The sequence below is a fragment of the Alloyangia mangrovi genome (assembly GCF_002300555.2).
In the GTDB taxonomy this organism is placed as follows: Bacteria; Pseudomonadota; Alphaproteobacteria; order Rhodobacterales; family Rhodobacteraceae; genus Salipiger; species Salipiger mangrovi.
This window is the reverse complement of record NZ_NTHN02000015.1, coordinates 16,681-36,858: the sequence shown is the minus strand read 5'-3', so window position 1 is coordinate 36,858 and position 20,178 is coordinate 16,681. Positions and strand designations below refer to the sequence as shown.

14 protein-coding genes and 3 pseudogenes are annotated in these 20,178 nt (G+C 67.9%); 12 read left to right on the top strand and 5 right to left on the bottom strand.

Annotated features, from left to right (window positions below; translation table 11 throughout):
* The first annotated feature begins 182 nt into the window (after positions 1 to 182).
* Positions 183 to 1,277: an AbrB family protein gene (locus CLG85_RS10165; RefSeq protein WP_095880465.1), complete on the top strand. Its 1,095-nt coding sequence runs from the start codon at positions 183 to 185 to the stop codon at positions 1,275 to 1,277.
* On the opposite strand, the gene CLG85_RS10160 is transcribed toward CLG85_RS10165, so the two are convergent.
* Together CLG85_RS10160 and CLG85_RS10155 are read right to left on the bottom strand one after the other, a co-directional pair.
* Complete coding sequence (locus tag CLG85_RS10160) at positions 1,274 to 2,413, bottom strand: YhaZ family DNA alkylation repair protein (RefSeq protein WP_260348824.1); 1,140 nt, start codon at positions 2,411 to 2,413, stop codon at positions 1,274 to 1,276. The genes CLG85_RS10165 and CLG85_RS10160 overlap by 4 nt on opposite strands.
* A gap of 10 nt (positions 2,414 to 2,423) precedes the next feature.
* The gene (locus CLG85_RS10155) at positions 2,424 to 3,203 is read right to left on the bottom strand and encodes an SDR family oxidoreductase (RefSeq protein ID WP_095884346.1); all 780 of its coding nucleotides are present in this window, start codon (positions 3,201 to 3,203) and stop codon (positions 2,424 to 2,426) included.
* A 187-nt stretch (positions 3,204 to 3,390) separates the two neighbouring features.
* Here CLG85_RS10155 and CLG85_RS10150 point away from each other — a divergent pair, with 187 nt between their 5' ends.
* Positions 3,391 to 4,431 carry a Hint domain-containing protein gene (locus CLG85_RS10150; RefSeq protein ID WP_260348823.1) on the top strand — a complete coding sequence of 347 codons (1,041 nt, stop codon included), beginning with the start codon at positions 3,391 to 3,393 and terminating at the stop codon, positions 4,429 to 4,431.
* Between the two features lie 137 nt (positions 4,432 to 4,568).
* Here CLG85_RS10150 and CLG85_RS10145 read toward each other — a convergent pair.
* Positions 4,569 to 4,833: pseudogene (locus tag CLG85_RS10145) on the bottom strand (Rho termination factor N-terminal domain-containing protein).
* Between the two features lie 88 nt (positions 4,834 to 4,921).
* Here CLG85_RS10145 and CLG85_RS10140 point away from each other — a divergent pair.
* From CLG85_RS10140 to CLG85_RS10120, 5 genes are all read left to right on the top strand, one after another.
* Positions 4,922 to 6,529 carry a peptide chain release factor 3 gene (locus CLG85_RS10140; protein WP_260348822.1) on the top strand — a complete coding sequence of 536 codons (1,608 nt, stop codon included), beginning with the start codon at positions 4,922 to 4,924 and terminating at the stop codon, positions 6,527 to 6,529.
* 204 nt (positions 6,530 to 6,733) lie between these two features.
* On the top strand, positions 6,734 to 7,186 hold the full coding sequence (locus tag CLG85_RS10135) for a GNAT family N-acetyltransferase (RefSeq protein ID WP_260348821.1): 453 nt from the start codon (positions 6,734 to 6,736) through the stop codon (positions 7,184 to 7,186).
* A gap of 3 nt (positions 7,187 to 7,189) precedes the next feature.
* Positions 7,190 to 8,560, top strand: coding sequence for a DUF2927 domain-containing protein (locus CLG85_RS10130; RefSeq protein ID WP_260348820.1), 1,371 nt, complete (start codon positions 7,190 to 7,192; stop codon positions 8,558 to 8,560).
* A gap of 9 nt (positions 8,561 to 8,569) precedes the next feature.
* Positions 8,570 to 8,737: an apolipoprotein acyltransferase gene (locus CLG85_RS10125; protein WP_224845217.1), complete on the top strand. Its 168-nt coding sequence runs from the start codon at positions 8,570 to 8,572 to the stop codon at positions 8,735 to 8,737.
* Between the two features lie 140 nt (positions 8,738 to 8,877).
* Positions 8,878 to 10,062, top strand: coding sequence for a vWA domain-containing protein (locus CLG85_RS10120; RefSeq protein ID WP_095882898.1), 1,185 nt, complete (start codon positions 8,878 to 8,880; stop codon positions 10,060 to 10,062).
* Here the strand turns inward: CLG85_RS10120 and CLG85_RS10115 are convergent.
* Positions 10,059 to 10,715 (bottom strand): glutathione S-transferase family protein, encoded by a 657-nt coding sequence (locus CLG85_RS10115; RefSeq protein WP_095882897.1) that lies wholly within the window; start codon positions 10,713 to 10,715, stop codon positions 10,059 to 10,061. The two genes, CLG85_RS10120 and CLG85_RS10115, sit on opposite strands and share 4 nt — an antisense overlap.
* A 104-nt stretch (positions 10,716 to 10,819) precedes the next feature.
* Between CLG85_RS10115 and CLG85_RS10110 the strand changes: the two genes are divergently transcribed.
* The 4 genes from CLG85_RS10110 to CLG85_RS10095 all read left to right on the top strand — a co-directional run bounded on the left by CLG85_RS10110 (position 10,820) and on the right by CLG85_RS10095 (position 15,787).
* Complete coding sequence (locus CLG85_RS10110) at positions 10,820 to 12,031, top strand: polyhydroxyalkanoate depolymerase (RefSeq protein WP_095882896.1); 1,212 nt, start codon at positions 10,820 to 10,822, stop codon at positions 12,029 to 12,031.
* A gap of 102 nt (positions 12,032 to 12,133) precedes the next feature.
* Complete coding sequence (locus tag CLG85_RS10105) at positions 12,134 to 13,882, top strand: glycosyltransferase family 2 protein (protein ID WP_095882900.1); 1,749 nt, start codon at positions 12,134 to 12,136, stop codon at positions 13,880 to 13,882.
* Positions 13,879 to 14,823 (top strand): glycosyltransferase family 2 protein, encoded by a 945-nt coding sequence (locus tag CLG85_RS10100; protein WP_095882895.1) that lies wholly within the window; start codon positions 13,879 to 13,881, stop codon positions 14,821 to 14,823. Before CLG85_RS10105 ends, CLG85_RS10100 begins: the two co-directional genes overlap by 4 nt.
* A 61-nt stretch (positions 14,824 to 14,884) precedes the next feature.
* Positions 14,885 to 15,787 carry an AEC family transporter gene (locus tag CLG85_RS10095; protein WP_095882894.1) on the top strand — a complete coding sequence of 301 codons (903 nt, stop codon included), beginning with the start codon at positions 14,885 to 14,887 and terminating at the stop codon, positions 15,785 to 15,787.
* Between the two features lie 3 nt (positions 15,788 to 15,790).
* Here CLG85_RS10095 and CLG85_RS10090 read toward each other — a convergent pair.
* Positions 15,791 to 16,871, bottom strand: a pseudogene (locus tag CLG85_RS10090) (ABC transporter ATP-binding protein).
* A 468-nt stretch (positions 16,872 to 17,339) separates the two neighbouring features.
* On the opposite strand from CLG85_RS10090, the pseudogene CLG85_RS10085 reads away from it, so the two are divergent.
* Positions 17,340 to 20,174 (top strand): annotated as a pseudogene (locus CLG85_RS10085) (monovalent cation/H+ antiporter subunit A); the annotation flags it as partial.
* Positions 20,175 to 20,178 lie beyond the last annotated feature (4 nt).

Genomic DNA, 20,178 nt, shown 5'->3' with positions numbered 1-20,178 from the left:
CCGTGGCCGCCCCCCCTCTGGACATTCCGCGCGCGATCCGTTTCCTGATCAGAGCAGACACGGTCCGCCCGTCCTGGCCCAGACCTGGGACAGGCCCGGCTTCCCGTGTGCCGTGCCCCTGGCTCTCCCCGGCCTCGACCGCTCCGGCGGGTACGCCCATCCTTGTTCCGAGCGGAGGCCGCATGGCCCGTCTCACCCACTCCCGCCTGCTGGCGTGGCTCGCAGTCTTCCTGCTCTCGGTGGCCCTTGGCGCCGGGCTTGAGCTGGTGCATTTCCCGGCCGCACTGCTGCTCGGGCCGATGATCGCCGCCATCGCGCTGGCCGCGAGCGGGGTGGCCTCGGGCCCGCGCGCCATCGCCACGCCGCGCCCGCTCTTCGAACTCGCACAGGCAGCGGTAGGCACGATGATCGCCGGGCAAATCCCTGCCTCGGTGCTGCCCGAGATCGCGCGGGACTGGCCGATCTTCGCCGCCGGGGTGGTCTTCGTGATCGTCGCTGCAGCCCTTCTCGGCTACGTGCTGGCGCTCAAGCAGGTGCTGCCGGGCAACACCGCCGTCTGGGGCGCGTCGCCCGGCGCGGCGCAGGCGATGGTTTTCCTCGCCGAAGCGCATGGCGCCGACATCCGGCTGGTCGCGGTGATGCAATACCTGCGGGTGGTCATGGTGGCTGCGGGCGCCTCGCTGGTGGCGCGCTTCCTGGTCGGCGCGCCGGAGCTGCCGAGCGACCCCGCCCCGTTGTTCCAGGCGCCCGACCAAGGCCTGCGCGACGCGCTGATCCTCATGGCGCTCGGCATCGCACTGACCCGGATCACCCGAATGCCGGCGGGCACCTTCCTGATCCCGCTCCTTCTGGGCGCGGCGGCGCACGGGCTCGGCTGGCTCGCTCCGGTGACCCCGGGCTGGATGATGGCGCTGGCCTATGCGGTGATCGGCTGGACCATCGGCCTGCGCTTCAGCCGCGACATCCTGCGCCACACCGCGCGCGCCTTGCCGCGGCTGGTGTTCTCGGTGCTGCTGCTGATGGCCGTCTGCGGGCTGATGGCGGCGGTGCTGGTGATCTTCGCAGGCGTGGACCCGCTGACCGCCTATCTCGCGACCAGCCCCGGCGGCGCCGATTCCGTCGCAGTGATCGCCGCCGCCAGCGACGTCGACATGGCCTTCGTCATGGCCATGCAGACGCTGCGGTTCATCATCGTGCTCGCCACCGGACCGATGATCGCCCGCTTCGTCGCCGCGCGGGTCGAAGCCAGGCTCCCCGCCGTGAAGGGGGACGTCTAGGCGCTCAGCTCGAAGGGGGCCTCCGCGACGTCGTGCCCGTTGACCTGCACGATCACCGCGTGCGGGCCGGGGTGCAGCCGGAAGGTGGTGGCATCGCCCTTCATCCGGTGCCGCTTGTCCAGCCGCAGCGGCTTGCCCGGGGCGAGGCTGGCCGATTTCAGCTTGAACACCTTCTCGGCGCTGCCGCTCGGACGATGGAAGCGCAGGCGGTAATCCACCAGCACCGGGCCACCTTCCGGCGAAGTCAGCTCGACCGCAAAGCCCAGGCTGTCGCCGATCTTCACATCTGCGGAGGAAAGCGTCACCCGCGCTGCCACCGGCAGGTCCGCGCGATAGCCCAGCAATGCCAGCGCCTCGGGTTCGCCGCGCTTGACCGCGGTGCGCAGGGCGTGGCGGGTGATCCAGTCCATCTCCTTGGGCGCTTGCCGCGCGTCGCCCTGCCAACGTCCGAGCCGGGCGAGCACTTCCCCGGGCGCAATCTTCGACAGATCGTTGAGATGGTTGGCCACCGAGCGCGTCACGAAGCGCGTGCTGTCGGCATGCAGCGCGTCGAGATAGCGCAGCGGCACCAGTGGATCGAGGCTGATCCCCATGCCCCAGGGCAGCTTGGGTCGGGTGCCCTCGGAGACCAGCCGCCGCACGTGGTAGTTCGGGTCCTCGACCCAGCGGTCGAGCCGCGCCAGCACTTCGCCGGGCCAGCGGTTGAGGAAGGGCCGCAGCGCGAATTCCATCGAGAAACGCTGCGTGGCGGAATGGATCAGGTCGAGCGCGCGCTCGGGATGCGCCATGCCGTGCTTGACTGCCAGAACCCCCGGCACCGCGTGGATGAAGCGGCCGAAGTCGTCGTCGCTCCGCCCGGGATCAAGCGGCTCCGGCAGCGCCGCCTCGACCTGTTCCGCCATTTCGGGAAATGCCGAAGGAAGCTGCTCGGCCAGCGCCTCGGCCAGCACCTCGAGGCGCGCGTGCACCCCGAGGCCCGCGAGCCGAGGCAAGGCGGTCTCTACGAAGCGCTCGGTGTCGAAGCCCGGAAGATTCGAGAAGTCGCGCCCCAGATCGCCCAGGGATTGGCGGTTGAACAGCTGGTCAGCGAGCGAGAAGCCCGCTCCACCGCCCTGCCCGTCGGGTCCTCGTGCCATGTCCCTGCGCTCAGATCGTCGCCAGGGTTTCGCCACCGTCGAGCACGATGTTCTGCCCAACGATGAACCGCGCGTGTACCGAGCAAAGATAGGCGCACATGCGTCCGAAGTCCGCCGCCTGCCCGTATTCGCGGGTGGGAATGCCCGCCGCGCGCTCGGCGCTGATCTCGGCGATGGGGCGGCCGGTCTTCTCGGCGTCGTGCCTGTCCATCTGCACGATGCGCGCGGTCTCATGCACGCCGGGCAGCAGGTTGTTGATCGTCACGCCCTTCTCGGCCACCTGCCGCGAGGTGCCGGCGACAAAGCCGGTCAGCCCCGCCCGCGCCGAGTTCGACAGGCCGAGCTGCAGGATCGGCGCCTTGACCGAGCGCGAGGTGATGTTGACCACCCGGCCCCAGCCACGCTCCATCATCCCCGGCAGCAAGGCCTGCATGAGCGCGATCGGGGTGAGCATGTTGCCGTCCAGCGCCTTGAGAAAGTCGGTCCGGTCCCAGTCGCTCCAGATCCCCGGCGGCGGGCCACCCGCGTTGGTCACAAGGATGTCGGCGCCGCGCGCCTCCTCGAGCGCCTGTGCCCTGCCATCCTCCGAGACGATATCGGCCGCCACCGTGGTGACCTTGACGCCGTGGGCGGCGCGGATCTCGGCGGCCGCCGCCTCCAGCGCCTCGGCGCCGCGCGCGTTCATGACAAGGTTGCAGCCCGCCTCGGCCAGCGCCTCGGCACAGCCGCGCCCCAGCCCCTTCGACGAGGCGCAGACCAGCGCCGTCTTTCCCGCGATCCCGAGATCCATCTTCTTCTCCCTGTCCAGTCCGCCGGCAAAACGCCGGGTCCGGGGCCATATGATGACACATTCCCCTGACAGACAATGGCGTGTAGGCTGAGATCGCCCCGGACCGCACGTCGCCCGGGAAAATGTTAGAGCGGGCGGAGGCATTTCGGGAAATCCCGAAAGACCCGCGCGCAGGTTGAGACGAGTGATGGCAGACGCCCTTTCCAGCGCCCTTTCCAGCTCCGGCGCCGCGCGCCCGGCCCATAGCGTGAGCGTCTACCGCGGCAGCCATCTGCGCGTGGTCAGTGGCGCCAACCTCGGCGACGCGCTGAGCTTCGCCGAAGAGGTGCAGCCCGACGACATCTACGAGCTCTCGCCCCTCGCGCGCCCCGCGCGGCTCAGCCTGCTGCCCGCTGCCGCCTCGCCCTTCGAGATCGCCCCCGGCAGCGAGCTGGGCCGCCGCGGCGCCGATCTGCATCTCGACGCCTGCCTCACCTTCATGAGCCGCGACGGCGCCATCACCGAGGCGCTGGTGCTGGTCGAGACCTGCTCCGAGGGGCTGGTGGCCGAGGTCTACCTGATGCCGCTCGCCGCGATGCAGCCGCGCGAGGATTACGCGCTGATCGGGGTGAACCGCCAGACCGCGCTGGCCCGTTTCGCCCAGCTCGCCTGCGTTTCCTTCACCGCCGGCACGATGATCACCCTCGCCTCCGGCGCGCAGCGCGCGGTCGAGGATCTGCGGGTCGGCGACCGCGTGCTGACCCGAGACGACGGCCCGCAGAGGATCCGCTGGATCGGCCAGCAGACCCTGCGCGCGGTGGGTGCCTTCGCGCCGATCCTGATCCGCGCCGGCACGCTCAACGCCGCGCGCGACCTGTTGGTCAGCCCCGACCACCGGCTCTTCGTCTACCAGCGTCGCGACCGGCTCGGCGCCGGCCGATCCGAGCTGTTGCTGCGCGCCCGGCACCTGGTCAACGGCGACACGATCCTGCGCCGGGAAGGCGGCTTCGTGGATTATTACCAGATGCTCTTCGACCATCACCAGATCATCTACGCCGAGGGCATCGCGGCGGAATCCATGCTGGTCGACACCCGCACACGCGCCGCCCTGCCCGCCGAGCTGTCGGAGCAGGTAAGCGCGCTGCTGCCGCGACACAGCGCTTCGGACCAGCCGGAGCTGGAGGTGCAGGAGACGCTCTTGCAGCGGCCCGACGCGGCGGAGCTGCTGCGGCAATCCTCCGCGGGGTAAGAGGGGGCTCTGCCCCCGCCGCGCTGCGCGCGTCTCCCCCGGGATATTTCTGCCTAGAAGAATGCGCGAGCCGAGGCCGCCTTCGAGTTTCTTCTCTTTGAAAATACGCCCGCCGGAGGCTGCCCCCGGCGCAGGTGTCAGTGGGACCGCAGGGCGTCGATCAGTTCGGCCTTGGTCATCTTCGAGCGCCCGTCAATGCCGATCTCCTGCGCACGCTCATATAGCTCCGCCTTGGTCCAGTCCTCGTAGGGGGGGCGCCTTGCCGCCCTTTTCGGAAGGATGCATGTCGGGGTTGGCTTTGGCGTTGGAAATACGCGCAGCTTTCTCCTCCGAGTAGCCCTTGTCGCGCAGCGTCTCGTAGAGGTCGGGGTCCTTGATCGAGGGGCCGTGATCCTTGGTCATCCGAGGTCTCCTTTCACCGGCTCAACCGCCGGCCCCGCGGCGCGGTTCCCCATAGACAAAACCCCCGCCCGCACCTATACGCGCGCTCATGCTGGACACCGCTTCGAACCGCCCCACCCTGCCGCCCGAGATCGCGCGGCGCCGCACCTTCGCGATCATCTCGCACCCGGATGCGGGCAAGACAACGCTGACCGAAAAGTTCCTGCTTTTCGGCGGGGCGATCCAGATGGCCGGACAGGTCCGCGCAAAGGGCGAGGCGCGACGCACCCGCTCTGACTTCATGAAGATGGAGCAGGAGCGCGGCATCTCGGTTTCCGCCTCGGCGATGTCCTTCGAATACGGGCAGTTCCGCTACAACCTCGTCGACACGCCCGGCCACTCGGACTTCTCCGAAGACACCTACCGCACGCTGACGGCGGTGGATGCGGCGATCATGGTGATCGACGGCGCCAAGGGCGTGGAAAGCCAGACCCGCAAGCTCTTCGAGGTCTGCCGGTTGCGCGACCTGCCGATCCTGACCTTCTGCAACAAGATGGACCGCGAGGCGCGGGACACTTTCGAGATCATCGACGAGATCCAGGAAAACCTCGCCATCGACGTGACGCCTGCCAGCTGGCCGATCGGCATGGGGCGCGATTTCGTCGGCTGCTACGACATGATCCACGACCGGCTCGAGTTGATGGACCGCGCCGACCGCAACCGCGTGGCGGAATCGATCAAGATCAGCGGACTCGACGATCCCAAGCTGGCCGAGCATGTGCCCGCCGAACTGCTGGCGCAGCTGCGCGAGGAGGTCGAGATGGCGCGCGAGCTGCTGCCCGCGCTCGACCCGCAGTCGGTGCTCGAGGGCCACATGACCCCGATCTGGTTCGGCTCGGCGATCAACTCCTTCGGCGTCAAGGAACTGATGGACGGCATCGGCGAGCTCGCCCCCGAGCCGCAGCCGACCTCCGCCGATCCGCGGCAGATTTCCCCGGACGAGAAGAAGGTCGCCGGCTTCGTCTTCAAGGTGCAGGCCAACATGGACCCCAAGCACCGCGACCGCGTCGCCTTCGTGCGCCTCTCGTCGGGCCATTTCGAGCGCGGCATGAAGCTGACCCATGTGCGCACCAAGAAGCCCATGGCGATCTCCAACCCGGTGCTCTTCCTCGCCGCCGACCGCGAGCTGGCAGACGAGGCCTGGGCGGGGGACATCATCGGCATTCCCAACCACGGCCAGCTGCGCATTGGCGACACGCTGACCGAGGGCGAGACACTGAAGGTCACCGGCATTCCGTCGTTTGCACCGGAGCTGCTTCAGAGCGTGCGCGCTGGCGATCCGATGAAGGCCAAGCACCTGGAAAAGGCGCTCTACCAGTTCGCCGAGGAAGGCGCGGCGAAGGTCTTCAAGCCCTCAATCGGCTCGGGCTACATCGTCGGCGTCGTCGGCGCGCTGCAGTTCGAGGTGCTCGGCGCGCGGATCGAACAAGAATATTCGCTGCCGGTTCGTTTCGAGCCCTCGCAGTTCACCTCCGCGCGCTGGGTGCACGGCGAGAAGGCGGCGGTCGAGAAGTTCGCCGCGGCCAACAAGCAGCACATCGCCCACGACAACGACGGCGACATCGTCTACCTGACGCGGATGCAGTGGGACATCGACCGGGTCGAGCGCGACTATCCGGGGGTGACCCTCTCGGCCACCAAGGAGATGATGATCTGAGCCGGGCTGTTGCAGCGCTGCACAGGTTAACTGACTGACCTAAGGTCACTTTCCATTTCGAGGCGCCGTGAAATCACAATTTCGCGGCGCCTTTCGCTTTCGCGGGACAAACCCGGGGGCGCTCTGGCTATACTGGCGCGGCAGAGGGCGAGACGCCCGGGGCAAATTACGAATAATAAACGATAAGAAACGCATAGAGGCAGCATGTCCCAAGATTCCCTGATCATCCGGCCACTCGAGGCTGGGGACGAAGCCGCGTGGCGCGCGCTCTGGACCGGCTATCTCACTTTCTATGAGACCTCCGTGCCCGAGGAGGTCTATGCCAGCACCTTCGCGCGGTTGCTGGGGGACGATCCGCAGGATTTCCACGGTCTGCTCGCGCTCGTCGGCGGCGTGCCGGTGGGGTTGGTGCATTACGTCTTCCACCGCCATTGCTGGCGGATCGAGAACGTCTGCTACCTGCAGGACCTCTACGCCGCGCCCGAAGCGCGCGGCACCGGCGTCGGCCGGGCGCTGATCGAGGCGGTCTATGCCGCCGCCGATGCCGAAGGCGCGCCGAACGTCTACTGGATGACGCAGGAGTTCAACACCACCGCGCGGCAGCTCTACGACCGGATCGGCACTGTCACCCCCTTCATCAAGTACCAGCGGCGCTGAGCCATGCGGCGGCTGGTCCTCTCCCTCAGCCTGCTGATCGGGGCCTGCGCGCCGATGGCGCCCGAGAGCGTCAGCCGCGCCGCTGGCGCCGCGACGGTGGCGCCCGAGGTGAGCCCGCCGCTCGCCAGCCGCTTCGGCGCGCCCGACCCGGTGCCGCCGCAGGCCAGCAATGCGCAGATTGCGCGGGATGTCATCGATCTTGCCTTCTCGCTGGAATCGGGCCGCGCGCTGCCGATCTTCACCCGCTTCGAGGGGCCGGTGACGCTGCGGGTGGCGGGCAAGGCACCGGCGAGCCTTGGGCCCGATCTCGACCGGCTGCTGCGACGTCTGCGCGAGGAGGCCGGGATCGACATCTCCGAGGTGCAGAAGGGCGAGGCGAACATCACGCTGGTCCCGGTCCCGCGCGAGAAGATCCGCAAACAACTGCCGCAGGCCGCCTGTTTCGTCATTCCCGGCGTCAGCTCCTGGAACGACTACCGCCGTGCGCAGAACGCTGGTGAGGCAAGCTGGACCGAGGTGCGCGAACGCGAGACCGCCGCCGTCTTCCTGCCCGCCGACGCCGCGCCGCAGGAAATCCGCGACTGCCTGCACGAGGAGATCGCGCAGGCGCTCGGCCCGCTCAATGACCTCTACCGGCTGGGCGAGAGCGTGTTCAACGACGACAACGTGCACACCGTGCTCTCGGGCTATGACATGCTGGTGCTGCGCGCCTTCTACGACCCCGCGCTGCGCTCGGGGATGGGCCGCGAGGAGGTCGCCGCCGCCCTGCCCGGGATCCTGGCAAGGCTCAACCCCGCGGGCGAGAGCGTGCCCGATCGCCGCCTCGCGCCCACTCCGCGCGCCTGGATCGAGGCGATCCAGACCGCGCTTGGCACCTCCGAGCCACTGCCGCAACGCCGCGCCGCCGCCGAGGAGGCCCTGCGCCTCGCCCGCGCCGAGGGTTGGACCGATCATCGGCTCGGATTTTCGCATTTCGCTCTCGGCCGGCTGCTGGTCAGCGAGGAGGCCGCGCAGGCCGAGACCCAGTTCCGCGCCGCGCTGCGCATCTTCTCGGCCCTGCCCGACGCCCGGCTGCACGAGGCCTATGCCGCTGCCCAGCTCGCCGCGCTGGCGCTCAGGACGGGCCATCCCGAGGAGGCGCTGGCTCTGACTGCGCCCCATGAAGCGGCGGCCCGCCGGCACGAGAACGCCGCGCTGCTGGCCAGCCTGATGACCCTGCGCGCCGAGGCGCTGGACGCGCTCGGCCGCCCGACCGAGGCCGCCGCGGTGCGGCTGGACTCTCTGGGGTGGGCGCGCTACGGCTTCGGCCCGGATTGGAACGGCGCCGCGCAGATGCGCAGGCTCGCCGCGCTCGACCCGGCGCAAGGGAGCTGAGGACACCACATGATCGTCATCGCGGGAGCCATTCTTGGCGCCATCATCGGCGGGATGACCGCCGCGCGCCGCAAGGGCAACAAGGCCGACATCGCGCAATTCGTCGCGGTCTATGCCATCGCCTTTTCGCTGGTCGGGCTTATCCTGACGATCTTCGTGGAAAAACTGGCGTTCTGAGTTTTCGGAAGTGCCGCGAATGGAGGGGCTCTGCCCCCGAGGCGCTGCGCGCCTCTCCCCCGGGATATTTTCGCCTAGAAGAACGGGCCGGGTTGAGGCTTCGGGGCGGGCGCGGCATCATCGCCGCCGGGAGGTGAGCCATGTTCCTTCGGTTCTTCGAGACATTGCGGCAGGCGCAGGTGCCGGTGTCGCTGCGCGAATTCCTGAGCTTTCTCGAGGCGCTGAAGGCGGGGCTGGCGCGTTACGACGTGACCGGCTTCTACTATCTCGCGCGCACTGCGCTGGTGAAGGATGAGCGGCATCTCGACCGCTTCGACCGCGCCTTTTCCGAGGCTTTCAAAGGGCTCGAGGCGATCTCGCTGGGCGAGATGCTCGAGGCGCTCGACCTTCCCGAGGACTGGCTGCGCAAGATGGCCGAGAAGCACCTCACGCCCGAAGAGCGCGCCGAGATCGAGGTGGCGGGCGGCTTCGACAAGCTGATGGAAACCCTCAAGGCGCGGCTGCGCGAGCAGCAGGGGCGGCACCAGGGCGGCAGCAAGTGGATCGGCACCGCGGGCACCTCGCCCTTTGGCGCCTACGGTTACAACCCCGAGGGGGTGCGCATCGGCCAGGAGGAAAGCCGGCACCAGCGGGCAGTGAAGGTCTGGGACAAGCGCGAGTTCCGCAATCTCGACGACCAGGTCGAGCTCGGCACGCGCAACATCAAGGTGGCGCTGAAGCGGCTGCGGGCCTGGGCACGGGACGGGGCGGAAGAGGAGCTCGATCTTGACGGCACAATCCGCGCCACCGCCGAGCATGGCTATCTCGACGTGAAGACCCGCCCCGAGCGCCGAAATGCCGTGAAGGTGCTGCTGTTCCTGGACGTGGGTGGCTCGATGGACCCGCATGTGAAGGTGGTGGAGGAGCTCTTCTCGGCGGCGAGGGCCGAGTTCAAGCACCTCGAGCACTACTATTTCCACAACTGCCTCTACGAGGGTGTCTGGCGCGACAACCGGCGGCGCTGGGATGCGCAGATGCCGACCTGGGAGGTGCTGAACACCTACGGGCCGAGCTACAAGTGCATCTTCGTCGGCGATGCCTCGATGAGCCCCTACGAGATCGCCGTGCCCGGCGGCGCGAGCGAGCACTGGAACAAGGAAGCGGGCGAGGTCTGGCTGCGGCGGGCGCGGACGCAATGGCCCGACCACCTCTGGATCAACCCGGTGCCCGAGAAACACTGGGGCTATACGCAGTCGATCGCGATGATCCGCGAGATTTTCGAGGAGCGCATGGTGCCGATGACGCTGGAAGGGATCGAGCGCGGGATCCGCGAGCTGGCGCGCTAGAACTCCACCTCGAGCTCGACGATCTCGTCGGGCTCGGCCAGCGCGCCTTCGGTCCATTCCTTCATTGGCGCCCAATTCAGGATGGTGTCGACATAGGCCCCCAGCCGGTCATCCAGCTGCACCGAGTAGGTGCGGAAGCGGGTGCAGACCGGCGCGTACATGGCATCGGCAACGGAGGGGTTCTCGCCAAAGAGGAACGGCCCGCCGTAGGCATCGAGGCATTCATTCCAGATCAGCTTGATCCGCTCGACGTCGGGCCGCGCGCCGGAGAAGATCTTGAAGCTGGCATGCCGCGCCTTGAGGTTCATCGGCAGCGCAGAGCGCATGTTGTAGAAGCCCGAATGCATCTCGCCCGAAATGGAGCGGCAATGCGAGCGCGCGGCGATGTCCTCGGGGTAGAGCCCGGCGTCGGGGAAGATCTCGTTGAGATACTGGGCAATGGCCAGCGTGTCCCAGACCTGTACCCGCCCGTGGATCAGCCGCGGCACCAGCACCGTCGGCGAGAGCAGCAGCAGCTCCTGACGGGCGGTGGCGTCGGAGGTGTCGACCATTTCCTCGACGAAATCGAGCCCGGCCATGCGGCACAGCAGCCAGCCGCGCAGCGACCAGGACGAGTAGTTCTTCGATGAAATGGTGAGCGTTGCTTCCGCCATGTCTGCCCCTCGGTGCTGCCTCTCGACGCGAGACCTCATTTTCTTGTCGCATCGGGCGCTCCGAACTGGCTAGCGTTTTTGCGAGGCAGGGAAGGGAAAACGACGTGCTCTACGCCGGATACCAGGGACTTGATGATTTTATCGCCCCTTTTCGCATCGCGGCGATGCAGGGGATCAATTTCATGCCCCGGCTGGGCGGCACCTTCGCGCAACTGAGCCGCCACAACGCGGCGGTGCTGGAGATGGTCTCGCGGTTCCGGCTCAGTCACAGCCGCCCGGCTTTCGGCATCAATTCCGTAAGGGTCGACAACCGCGATGTGCCGGTGGTCGAGGAGGTGGCGCTGGACCTGCCCTTCGGCACGCTGCTGCATTTTCGCAAGGACATGGACACGCCGCAGCCGAAGGTGCTGGTGACCGCGCCGCTCTCGGGCCATTTCGCCACGTTGCTCGCGGGCACGGTGAAGGTGCTGCTGCGCGACCATGACGTCTATGTCACCGACTGGAAGAACGCCCGCGACGTCCCTCTGTCTGAAGGGGATTTCGGGATCGAGGACTATATCACCTACGTCATCCGCTTCCTCGAGGAGATCGGCCCGGGCGCGCATATCCTCGGTGTCTGCCAGCCTTGCGTGCAGGCGCTGGCTGCGGTGGCCGTCATCTCCGAGGAGCGCAACCCGGCGACGCCGCTGTCGATGACGCTGATGGCCGGTCCGGTGGACGTGCGCGAGAGCCCGACGATGGTCAACGATCTGGCCAACGAGAAGCCCATCGAGTGGTTCGAGCGCAACGTGATCGCCCGGGTGCCGTGGCGCTATGCCGGCGCCGGTCGCAAGGTCTACCCGGGGTTCGTGCAGCTCACCGCTTTCATGTCGATGAACATGGACCGGCACCGCGCGACGCACCGGAGGCTCTACGATCACATCGTCGCCGGGGAGACCGAGCAGGCGCGCAAGATCAAGGAGTTCTACGACGAGTATTTCGCCGTGCTCGACCTGACCGAGGAATTCTACATCGAGACCATCGAGCGCATCTTCCAGAAGGCCGAGCTGGCCACCGGCGCGCTGACCTACCGCGGCCGCAAGGTCGACCCGGGCAAGATCCGCCACACCGCGCTGCTCACCGTCGAGGGCGGGCGCGACGACATCTGCGGGCTCGGCCAGACCTCGGCGGCGCATGACCTCTGCTGCTCGCTACGTCCGCACCTCAAGCGCCATCACCTGCAGGCCAACGTCGGGCATTACGGCGTCTTCAACGGGCGCAAGTGGGAGAACGAGATCTACCCGGTGGTGCGCAACATGATCCTTGCCATGGAATAACCCCGCGCGGCCCGTGGCGGAAAGGCGACGCTGGCGGGCCTTGCGGCGGCGCGCGGTCGCGGGAGATTGCCTGTGCCGCGCGATGGCGCCAGTCTCCGCGCCATGAGCGGAGAGAAGACATCCCCCTATCCCGGCGGAATCGCGGCCATTCTCACCCAGATGGAGGGGCGCCGGGATGCGCTCGACTTCGCCCCGGGCGAGGCGCTTTTGCCCTATGACACGCCACTCTCCGGGCTTGCTGCGCAGATCGTCACCGACCCCGACGCCGACCCCGCCGAGGCGCCGCCTTTCCGCTCGAACCATCATCGCAAGCGCCACGCGCTGCGGCGCGAACTGACCGGTCGGTCGGAGCTGGTGTTTCTCAACGCACTGCTCATCGCCCACCTGCGCAAGCGCGACTTCCCCGCCCATGCCCCGGCGCTGTTCCAGCGGCTCTGGGCCGAAGAGGGCGCGGCGCTGCGGCAGCAGCTCGACCCGCGCTGGCTGGTATCGTCGGTGACCACCTTCGGTGATCACGGGCTCGGCCCCGTGCAGCGGTCGGTGGGGCTGGCGCTGAGCACGCTCTTCGGCACGATGAAGCTCTACGAAAGCGAGCGGCTCTACTCGGGGCACGCCGCCGACCGGCCGTTCGGGCTCGACGGCAAGGCCCATGGGCCGCTGCCGATGGAGATGGACGGCTACGCGCTGCCGAGCGGCGGGCTCGACGTGAACATGATCGGGCGGCTCTGGCTCGAGGCCGAGGGCGATCCGGTGATCGGGCCCCTCGCCCATCACCTGCTCGAGCTGCTGATCTCCGACGAGCGCACGGTGTTCCGTCGGCTGATGACCATGCGCCAGCGGCAGGCCCGGCGCGTCGGAGCGAAGACGGCCGGCACGCCAGACACGCCCGCGCCGGTGCCTGCCGGCCACCGCGGGCTCACCTCCGAGACCCTGCGCTGGGGGCTGACCTCGACCATCCGCGCGCCACTTCCAGAGATCGCCCGCTTCGCCGCGCATCACCTCGAGCTCGGCGCCGCGGTTCTGCAAATCCACCTCGATGCGCCGGATCCCGAGGCCGAGGCCTTCCTCACCCGCCACCCCGCGATCCGCGTCACCCGATGCGACGTCGCCTACTGGCAGGCGAGCGGCCGCGCCCGACCCGAAGCGCATCAGGTCCGGCAAGCGTATAACGCAACGCAGAGCTTGCGCGACGGGCTGGGCGTGCAATGGCTGGGGCATCTCGACGTCGACGAATTCCTCTTGCCGCAGCGGCCGCTGAGTGAGCTGCTGGCAGAGGTCCCGCTCGCCGCCGCCTTCGCCCGCATCGCTCCCGTCGAGGCGCTAGCGCCCGAGCAAGGCCTGCCGCAGCGCTTCAAGACCACCCACAAGCACGCGGGCCAGCCCAAGGCGGTGCTGCAGGAGATCTACCCGACTTTCGGCGCGCATCTCTACGGTGGCTTTCTCAGCCACACCTCGGGCAAGGTCTTCGCCCGCACCGGCATCCCCGAAACCCGGCTCGGCATCCACACTTTGAAATACCGCGGCGTGGATGCCGTCAACCGTCACCGGCTGGGCGAGATATGGCTGGCACATCTGCACGCCCGCAGCTGGGAGCAGTTCCGCGGCCATCTCGATTTCCGCAGGACGCTCGGATCCTATCGGAAAAGTTCGGAGCGCCCCGAGATGGGACAGGCCGAGCTGATCGGTTTTCTCATGGAAAAAGAGGGCGATGCGGGACTGCGCGCGCTCTTCGACGAGGTCTGCGCCGACACGCCCGCGCTGCGCGACCGGCTCAGGGCGCATGGCATGCTGCTCGAACACCCGTTCGATCCCGATGCCGCCGTGACCCGCGTCTTCGGAGCGCTGCCGTGATCCGCTGGGGCACCGTCACCACCACCAATGCGCCCCTTCCCCGCATCCTCGAGTTCGCCGCCTGGCACCTCGAGCAAGGCGCGCAGAGGCTCTACATCTACCTCGACGAGGCCGACCCCGCGGCGGAGGCGGCGCTCTCCGCCCACCCCAAGGTCCGCGTCTCCACCACCGATGCCGCCTGGTGGGCCAAGCGCGGCAAGCGCCCCGAGAAGCACCAGGCCCGGCAGGGCCGCAACGCGCGGCACGCCAACAACCGCAAACCCGAGGTGGATTGGCTGGCGCATATCGACGTGGACGAATTCCTTCTGCCCGAGCGCCCGCTTGGCGAGCAACTCGCCGGACTGCCGCCCGACTGCCTCTGCGCCCGCGTCCGACCGGTCGAGGCCTTGGCCGCCGCGCCCGATCAGGCCGAGACGCTCTTCAAGGCGTTCCCCCTCGACCAGACCGCCCGCCAGCGCGCCGCCGAGGCCTGTTTTCCCACTTGGGGCCGGCACCTCTCGGGCGGGTTCCTGAGCCATGTGGCGGGCAAGCTCTTCTTCCGGCCCGGCACCGATGGTCTGGATATCCGCATTCACAACGTGACGCTCGGCGACCGGACCAACCCCGGCGAGCGCCCCCTGCCCGAGACCGAGCTTGGGCATTTCCACGCCGCGGACTGGGCGCATTTCCTCGCGGCTTATCGCTTCCGGATGGCCCGTGGCTCCTACCGCGCCGAGCTGAAGCCGCAGGCGCGCGGCGAAGGCGCGGTGAGCCTGAACGCGCTTTTCGCGATGATAGAGGATGCGGGCGGCGAAGAGGCGCTGCGCGCCTTCTACGGCGAGGTCTGCACCGCCACGCCCGGGCTTACCCAAAGGCTGTCGGACCACGGCCTCCTGCGCCGCCGGACCATGAACCTGCCCGCCCTGCGTGCACGCCATTTTCCCGGCGCTCCCGAGAGCTGATGCTCGCTTGACCCAAGGATCCGTCGCCCGTCACTTCGGGGCGCCCCAGAACGAGACCCCCATGCTTACCGTCCTCACCCATGACATCCTACCGGTCTTCGCGCTACTGGCACTCGGCTTCCTGCTCGGGCGCCGCGGCGTCTTCGCGCGGCAGGACGCCGCCTCGGCCAATCGGGTCGCGTTGATGGTGATGCAGCCGGGGCTAATCTTCATGGTGATCGCAACCGTGCCCTTCGCCGCCTTCGAGGTGCGCGCCCTGCTGACCTACGGCGCCTGCGAGGCGCTGGCCTTCGCCGCCTCCTACGCGCTCGCCCGCCGGGCCTTCGGATGCGAGAAACTCGAGGCATGGCTGCTGGCCATGGGCGTGGTCTTCGTCAACTCGCTGCTCTACATCCGCCCGATCGCGCTGCTGCTCTACGGCGAGGATGGGGCACTGCCGGTGACCGCGGTGGTCGCCTGGGACACCGCGATAGCGTTTGCGTTCTTCATCATCAGCTCGGACCTCATCGCCCGCCCTTCGGCCGGACCGCTGCCGGCGCTGAAGCGGCTCGCGACAAACCCCACGCTGAGCGCCATCCTGCTCGGCGTCGCGGTCAACCTCGCGGGCCTGCCACTGCCCGAGCCGCTCCTCACCGCCTGCCGCTTCGCCGGCGCGGCCACCGCGCCGCTGGTCCTTTTCGCACTCGGCGTGCTGCTCTCGGGCCAGAGCCTGAGACCCTCAACGGTGGTCACCACCTTCTCGGCGCTGAAGCTGATCGGCTTCCCGCTGATGGTCAGCTTGGCGGTCTGGCTGGCCGGGGCGAGCGATCTTTGGCAGGCGCAGGTCTCGCTTCTGGCGGCGGGCCCGTCGGGCGCCATGGCCTTTGCGCTGGCGCTGCTGCATGGCGTCCGCACGGACCGCATTGCGGCGGTGACCATCTGGACCAGCGCGCTGTCGGTGGTCTCGCTCGCGGCGCTGGCCTGAGGTTCAGTCCCGCGCCGGGAAGACGAAGCAGCGGTCGCGGCGCACGGTCAGCCAGAGCGGCGTGCCGGGTTTCGGCAGGAAGACGTTTGGCACCGTCGCGCGGATCATGCCGCCGTCGAAATCCATGCGGAACTCGACGAGGCTCTCCGAGCCCATGAAGCGCGCCCTTTCGACCACGCCGCGCGCCGGGGTGCCGGCCATCTGCGTCGGGTTCGGACCGCGCCCGCCCCGATCGAAGTCGATGCCCACATGCTGCGGGCGGAAGACGATGTCGACCTCTCCGCCGTCGGGCACGCCCGGTGCGAGGAAGGGCCCAAAGGGCGTATCCGCCAGAGCGCCCTGAACTTTGCCGCGCAGCGAGTTGATATCACTGAAAAAGGCCACCGCAGCCTTGTCCGCCGGGGCGTTGTAGATATTGTAGGGCGCGCCGCGCTGGACGATCTTGCCGCCGCGCATCAGGGCGATCTCGTCGGCCATGCGCATGGCCTCTTCGGGCTCGTGGGTGACCAGCAGCACCGAGGCGCCCTCTTCCTTCAGCACCGCCAGCGTCTCGTCGCGGATGCCGTCGCGCAGGCGGTTGTCGAGACCCGAGAAGGGCTCATCCATCAGCATGATGCGCGGCTTCGGTGCCAGCGCCCGGGCCAGCGCAACGCGCTGCTGCTCGCCCCCCCGAAAGCTGGTGAGGGTATTCGTCGATGAAATGCGCCAGCCCGACCCGGTCGAGCAGTTCCACCGCCCGGGACTTCTTGGCGCTGCCCGCGCCCTTGAGGCCGAAGGCAACGTTCTCGCCCACCGACAGGTGCGGGAAGAGCGCGAAGTCCTGGAACATCAGGCCGATGGCGCGGCGCTCGGGCGGGATGCGGAAAACCGTGTCGCAGATCAACTTGCCGTCGACAAAGATCGCGCCGCTGTCCTGCATGTCGACCCCGGCGATCATCCGAAGCGTCGTCGATTTGCCGCAGCCCGAGGGCCCCAGAAGGCAGGTCACATGCCCCGGCTCGATGGTCAGCGACACGTCATCCACGACGGCGCGCCCCTCGAACCGCCGCACGAGGTTCCGGATCTCCAGTCGGGGGTGCGCCACTGCTGCCTGCCTCGCGTTGTTCCCGAAGTAAAATCGTCGGGGATTGAGCTTACACGCCGGAGTAGCAGCCCCAAAAGCGGCAGACAAGAAGAAGGGCCGCGATGGCCGGACCAGCTCCCGGCGTCAGCGGGTGCCGCCCAGGAGCGCGCAGCACGCCCTCAAGGGCCAAGGCAGAAAACCGGCGAAGAGACCACCGGAGTCGCGGCGCGCGCAGCTGCGTCAAATACGCACACACTTTGATCAACCTAAAGTTGATATTGGCGCAATGGTTCTACTCAAAGGACCTCACGCCCATAGTAACCGCAAGTAACAATCGCAATACTTCGATGGAATTTTTCGACCTGACATTACCGTTAGAATTCGGCTAACTTTCCTGAAATTCACGTCAGATTAGCCGTTTTCGGGTTGTGATGCGGTGTGAAATCGGCTGCCTTCTCTCGACGCCGCCAACGACGATCAGGGAGTTCCATGTCACTTTTTATCATTGCGCTCCTTCCTTTCCTCGGAGCCCTGCTGCCGGGCCTGATGATTCAGGCCGGTCGGCGCGCCTGCGGGATGACGACACTCTTCGTCACCCTTGCCGCGCTGCTCGGGCTGATCACCCACCTGCCCGCAGTCTGGGCCGGAGAGACGGTCACCGCCTCGGTGGAGTGGCTGCCCGCGCTCGGGCTGAACGTGACGCTCTTCCTCGACGGGCTGGGAATGATGTTCGCCGGGCTGATCCTCGGTATCGGGGCGCTGGTGATCATCTACGCCCGCTACTACCTGACGCGTGATGACAACATGGGCGAGTTCTATACCTACCTGCTGCTCTTTCAGGGCGCGATGGTTGGGATCGTCCTGTCCAACAACATCCTGCTGCTGCTGATCTTCTGGGAGCTGACCTCGCTCTCCTCCTTCCTGCTGATCGGCTTCTGGAAGCACCTCCCCGAGGGTCGCCAGGGCGCGCGCATGGCGCTGACGGTGACCGGCATGGGCGGGCTGGCGCTGATCGGGGGCATGCTCCTGCTGGGTTCGGCGGCGGGCACCTACGAGATCACCGAGATCCTCGCGCGGCGCGACGTGATCCAGGCCTCGCCCTATTACGTCCCGGCGCTGCTGCTGATCCTGCTCGGCTGCTTCACCAAGTCGGCGCAGTTTCCCTTCCACTTCTGGCTGCCGCACGCCATGGCAGCGCCCACGCCGGTCTCGTCCTACCTGCACTCGGCGACCATGGTGAAGGCGGGCATCTTCCTCATGGCGCGGCTCTGGCCCGCGCTCTCGGGGACGCAAGAGTGGTTCTGGATCGTCACCTCGGCGGGCCTGATCACCATGGTGCTCGGCGCTGTGATCGGTCTCTTCAAGCATGATCTCAAGGCTTTGCTGGCCTTCTCGACGGTCTCGCACCTTGGCCTCATCACCATGCTGCTCGGCACCGGCACCGCCTATGGCGCCATGGCGGCGGTCTTCCACATCCTCAATCACGCTGCCTTCAAGTGCTCGCTCTTCATGAGTGCCGGCATCGTCGACCACGAGGCGCACACCCGCGACATCCGACGGCTCGGCGGGCTGCGGCACCTGATGCCGGTGACCGCGACCATCGCCATCGTCGGCGCGCTGGCCATGGCGGGCATCCCACTCTTCAACGGCTTCCTGTCCAAGGAGATGTTCCTCGAGGAAGCCTCTCACACGGTGCTCTTCGGCTCGGACTGGCTGGTGCCCGCGCTGGCGACGCTGGGGGCGATCTTCTCTGCCGCCTACAGCTTCCGCTTTATCGCCCATGCCTTCCTCGGCAAGACGCGCGACGACTACCCGCACAAGCCGCATGACCCCAATTTCGGCATGTGGGGGCCGCCCGCCTTCCTCGGGCTGATCGTGGTCACCGTGGGCTGCCTGCCTTTCCTCGCCGAGCCCGTGGTCAAGCTGGTGACCGCCGCGGTGATTGGCGAGGTGGCCGAGGTGCCGCACGCGCATCTGGCGCTCTGGCACGGCGTCACCCCGGCGCTGATCATGTCGATCATCGCCACCGTCGGCGGCCTGATCCTGCTGGCGCTCTTCACCCCGCTCCTGAAGGGCTGGGACGCCGCCCCGCGACCCGAGGCCAAGCAGATCTTCGACGCCCTCATTGGCGCCTTTGCCCGCGGCGCCGAGCGCCTGACGAAGGGGATGCACAACGGCAGTTTCTCGCGCTATGCCTCGGTCTTCACCGTGACCGTGCTGGCGGTCGCCGCCCATGCCTGGTTCACCGGCACGCTCGGGCCGGTGTCGCGGGAGATGCTGCCGATCGAGCCGCTGCCGCTGGCGGGCTGGATCCTGATCGTCAGCGCCACCGGGCTCATCGTCTTCTTCCACCGCAACCGCCTGACCGCGCTGATCCTGATGGGGGTCATCGGCACCATGGTGTCTATCGCCTTCAACTACCTCTCGGCGCCGGATCTTGCGCTAACGCAGATCTCGGTCGAGGTGGTGACGATCATCCTGCTGCTGCTGGCGCTGAACTTCCTGCCCAACACCACGCCGATCGAGTCCCCGGTCTCGCGCCGGGTGCGCGACGGAGTGCTGGCGGGCGTGGCGGGTCTCGGTGCCGCCGGGCTGACCTATGCCATCCTGCGCCGCGATTTCTCGATGGGGACGATCTCGGACTACATGCTCGAGAATTCCTATGACGGCGGCGGCGGTACCAACGTGGTGAACGTTATCCTTGTGGATTTCCGGGGCTATGACACCTTCGGCGAGATCATCGTGCTTGGTATCGCGGCGCTGGTGATCTACGCGGTGACCGAGGCACTGCTGTCCGGGCCGGTGCGCGCAAGGCTGCTCAACCGCGTGCCCGACCAGGCGCAGGCCGGTGACGCCCACCCGCTGATGATGGTGGTGGTGACCCGGCTGATCCTGCCGGTGGTGCTGATGGTCGGCGCCTATATCTTCCTGCGCGGTCACAACGAGCCGGGCGGCGGCTTCGTCGCGGGGCTCGTGGTGTCGATCGCCGTGGTCATGCAATACATGGCCTCGGGCTTCGCCTGGGCCAACGAGCGCCAGCGTTACCCCTACCACGGGGTGATCGGCGCCGGCGTGCTGATCGCCGGGCTCACCGGGATCGGCGCCTGGCTGTTCGGAAAGCCCTTCCTGACCTCGACCTTCGGCTACGTGACGCTGCCGGGGCTGGAAAAGTTCGAGCTGGCCTCGGCCATGGCCTTCGACCTCGGGGTCTTCCTCGCGGTGGTCGGCGCCGTGCTGCTGTCGCTCGAGAGCTTCTCGCGGATGGCGCGCCGCTCGGGCGACGAGACCAGCGAACACGCGATGGACATCGACCCCTCGCGCGATACCG

Coding starts and splice junctions, on each gene's coding strand:
- CLG85_RS10165 (WP_095880465.1), top strand. CDS start 183: ATGGCCCGTCTCACCCACTCCCGCCTGCTGGCGTGGCTCGCAGTCTTC.
- CLG85_RS10160 (WP_260348824.1), bottom strand. CDS start 2,413: ATGGCACGAGGACCCGACGGGCAGGGCGGTGGAGCGGGCTTCTCGCTC.
- CLG85_RS10155 (WP_095884346.1), bottom strand. CDS start 3,203: ATGGATCTCGGGATCGCGGGAAAGACGGCGCTGGTCTGCGCCTCGTCG.
- CLG85_RS10150 (WP_260348823.1), top strand. CDS start 3,391: ATGGCAGACGCCCTTTCCAGCGCCCTTTCCAGCTCCGGCGCCGCGCGC.
- CLG85_RS10140 (WP_260348822.1), top strand. CDS start 4,922: ATGCTGGACACCGCTTCGAACCGCCCCACCCTGCCGCCCGAGATCGCG.
- CLG85_RS10135 (WP_260348821.1), top strand. CDS start 6,734: ATGTCCCAAGATTCCCTGATCATCCGGCCACTCGAGGCTGGGGACGAA.
- CLG85_RS10130 (WP_260348820.1), top strand. CDS start 7,190: ATGCGGCGGCTGGTCCTCTCCCTCAGCCTGCTGATCGGGGCCTGCGCG.
- CLG85_RS10125 (WP_224845217.1), top strand. CDS start 8,570: ATGATCGTCATCGCGGGAGCCATTCTTGGCGCCATCATCGGCGGGATG.
- CLG85_RS10120 (WP_095882898.1), top strand. CDS start 8,878: ATGTTCCTTCGGTTCTTCGAGACATTGCGGCAGGCGCAGGTGCCGGTG.
- CLG85_RS10115 (WP_095882897.1), bottom strand. CDS start 10,715: ATGGCGGAAGCAACGCTCACCATTTCATCGAAGAACTACTCGTCCTGG.
- CLG85_RS10105 (WP_095882900.1), top strand. CDS start 12,134: ATGAGCGGAGAGAAGACATCCCCCTATCCCGGCGGAATCGCGGCCATT.
- CLG85_RS10095 (WP_095882894.1), top strand. CDS start 14,885: ATGCTTACCGTCCTCACCCATGACATCCTACCGGTCTTCGCGCTACTG.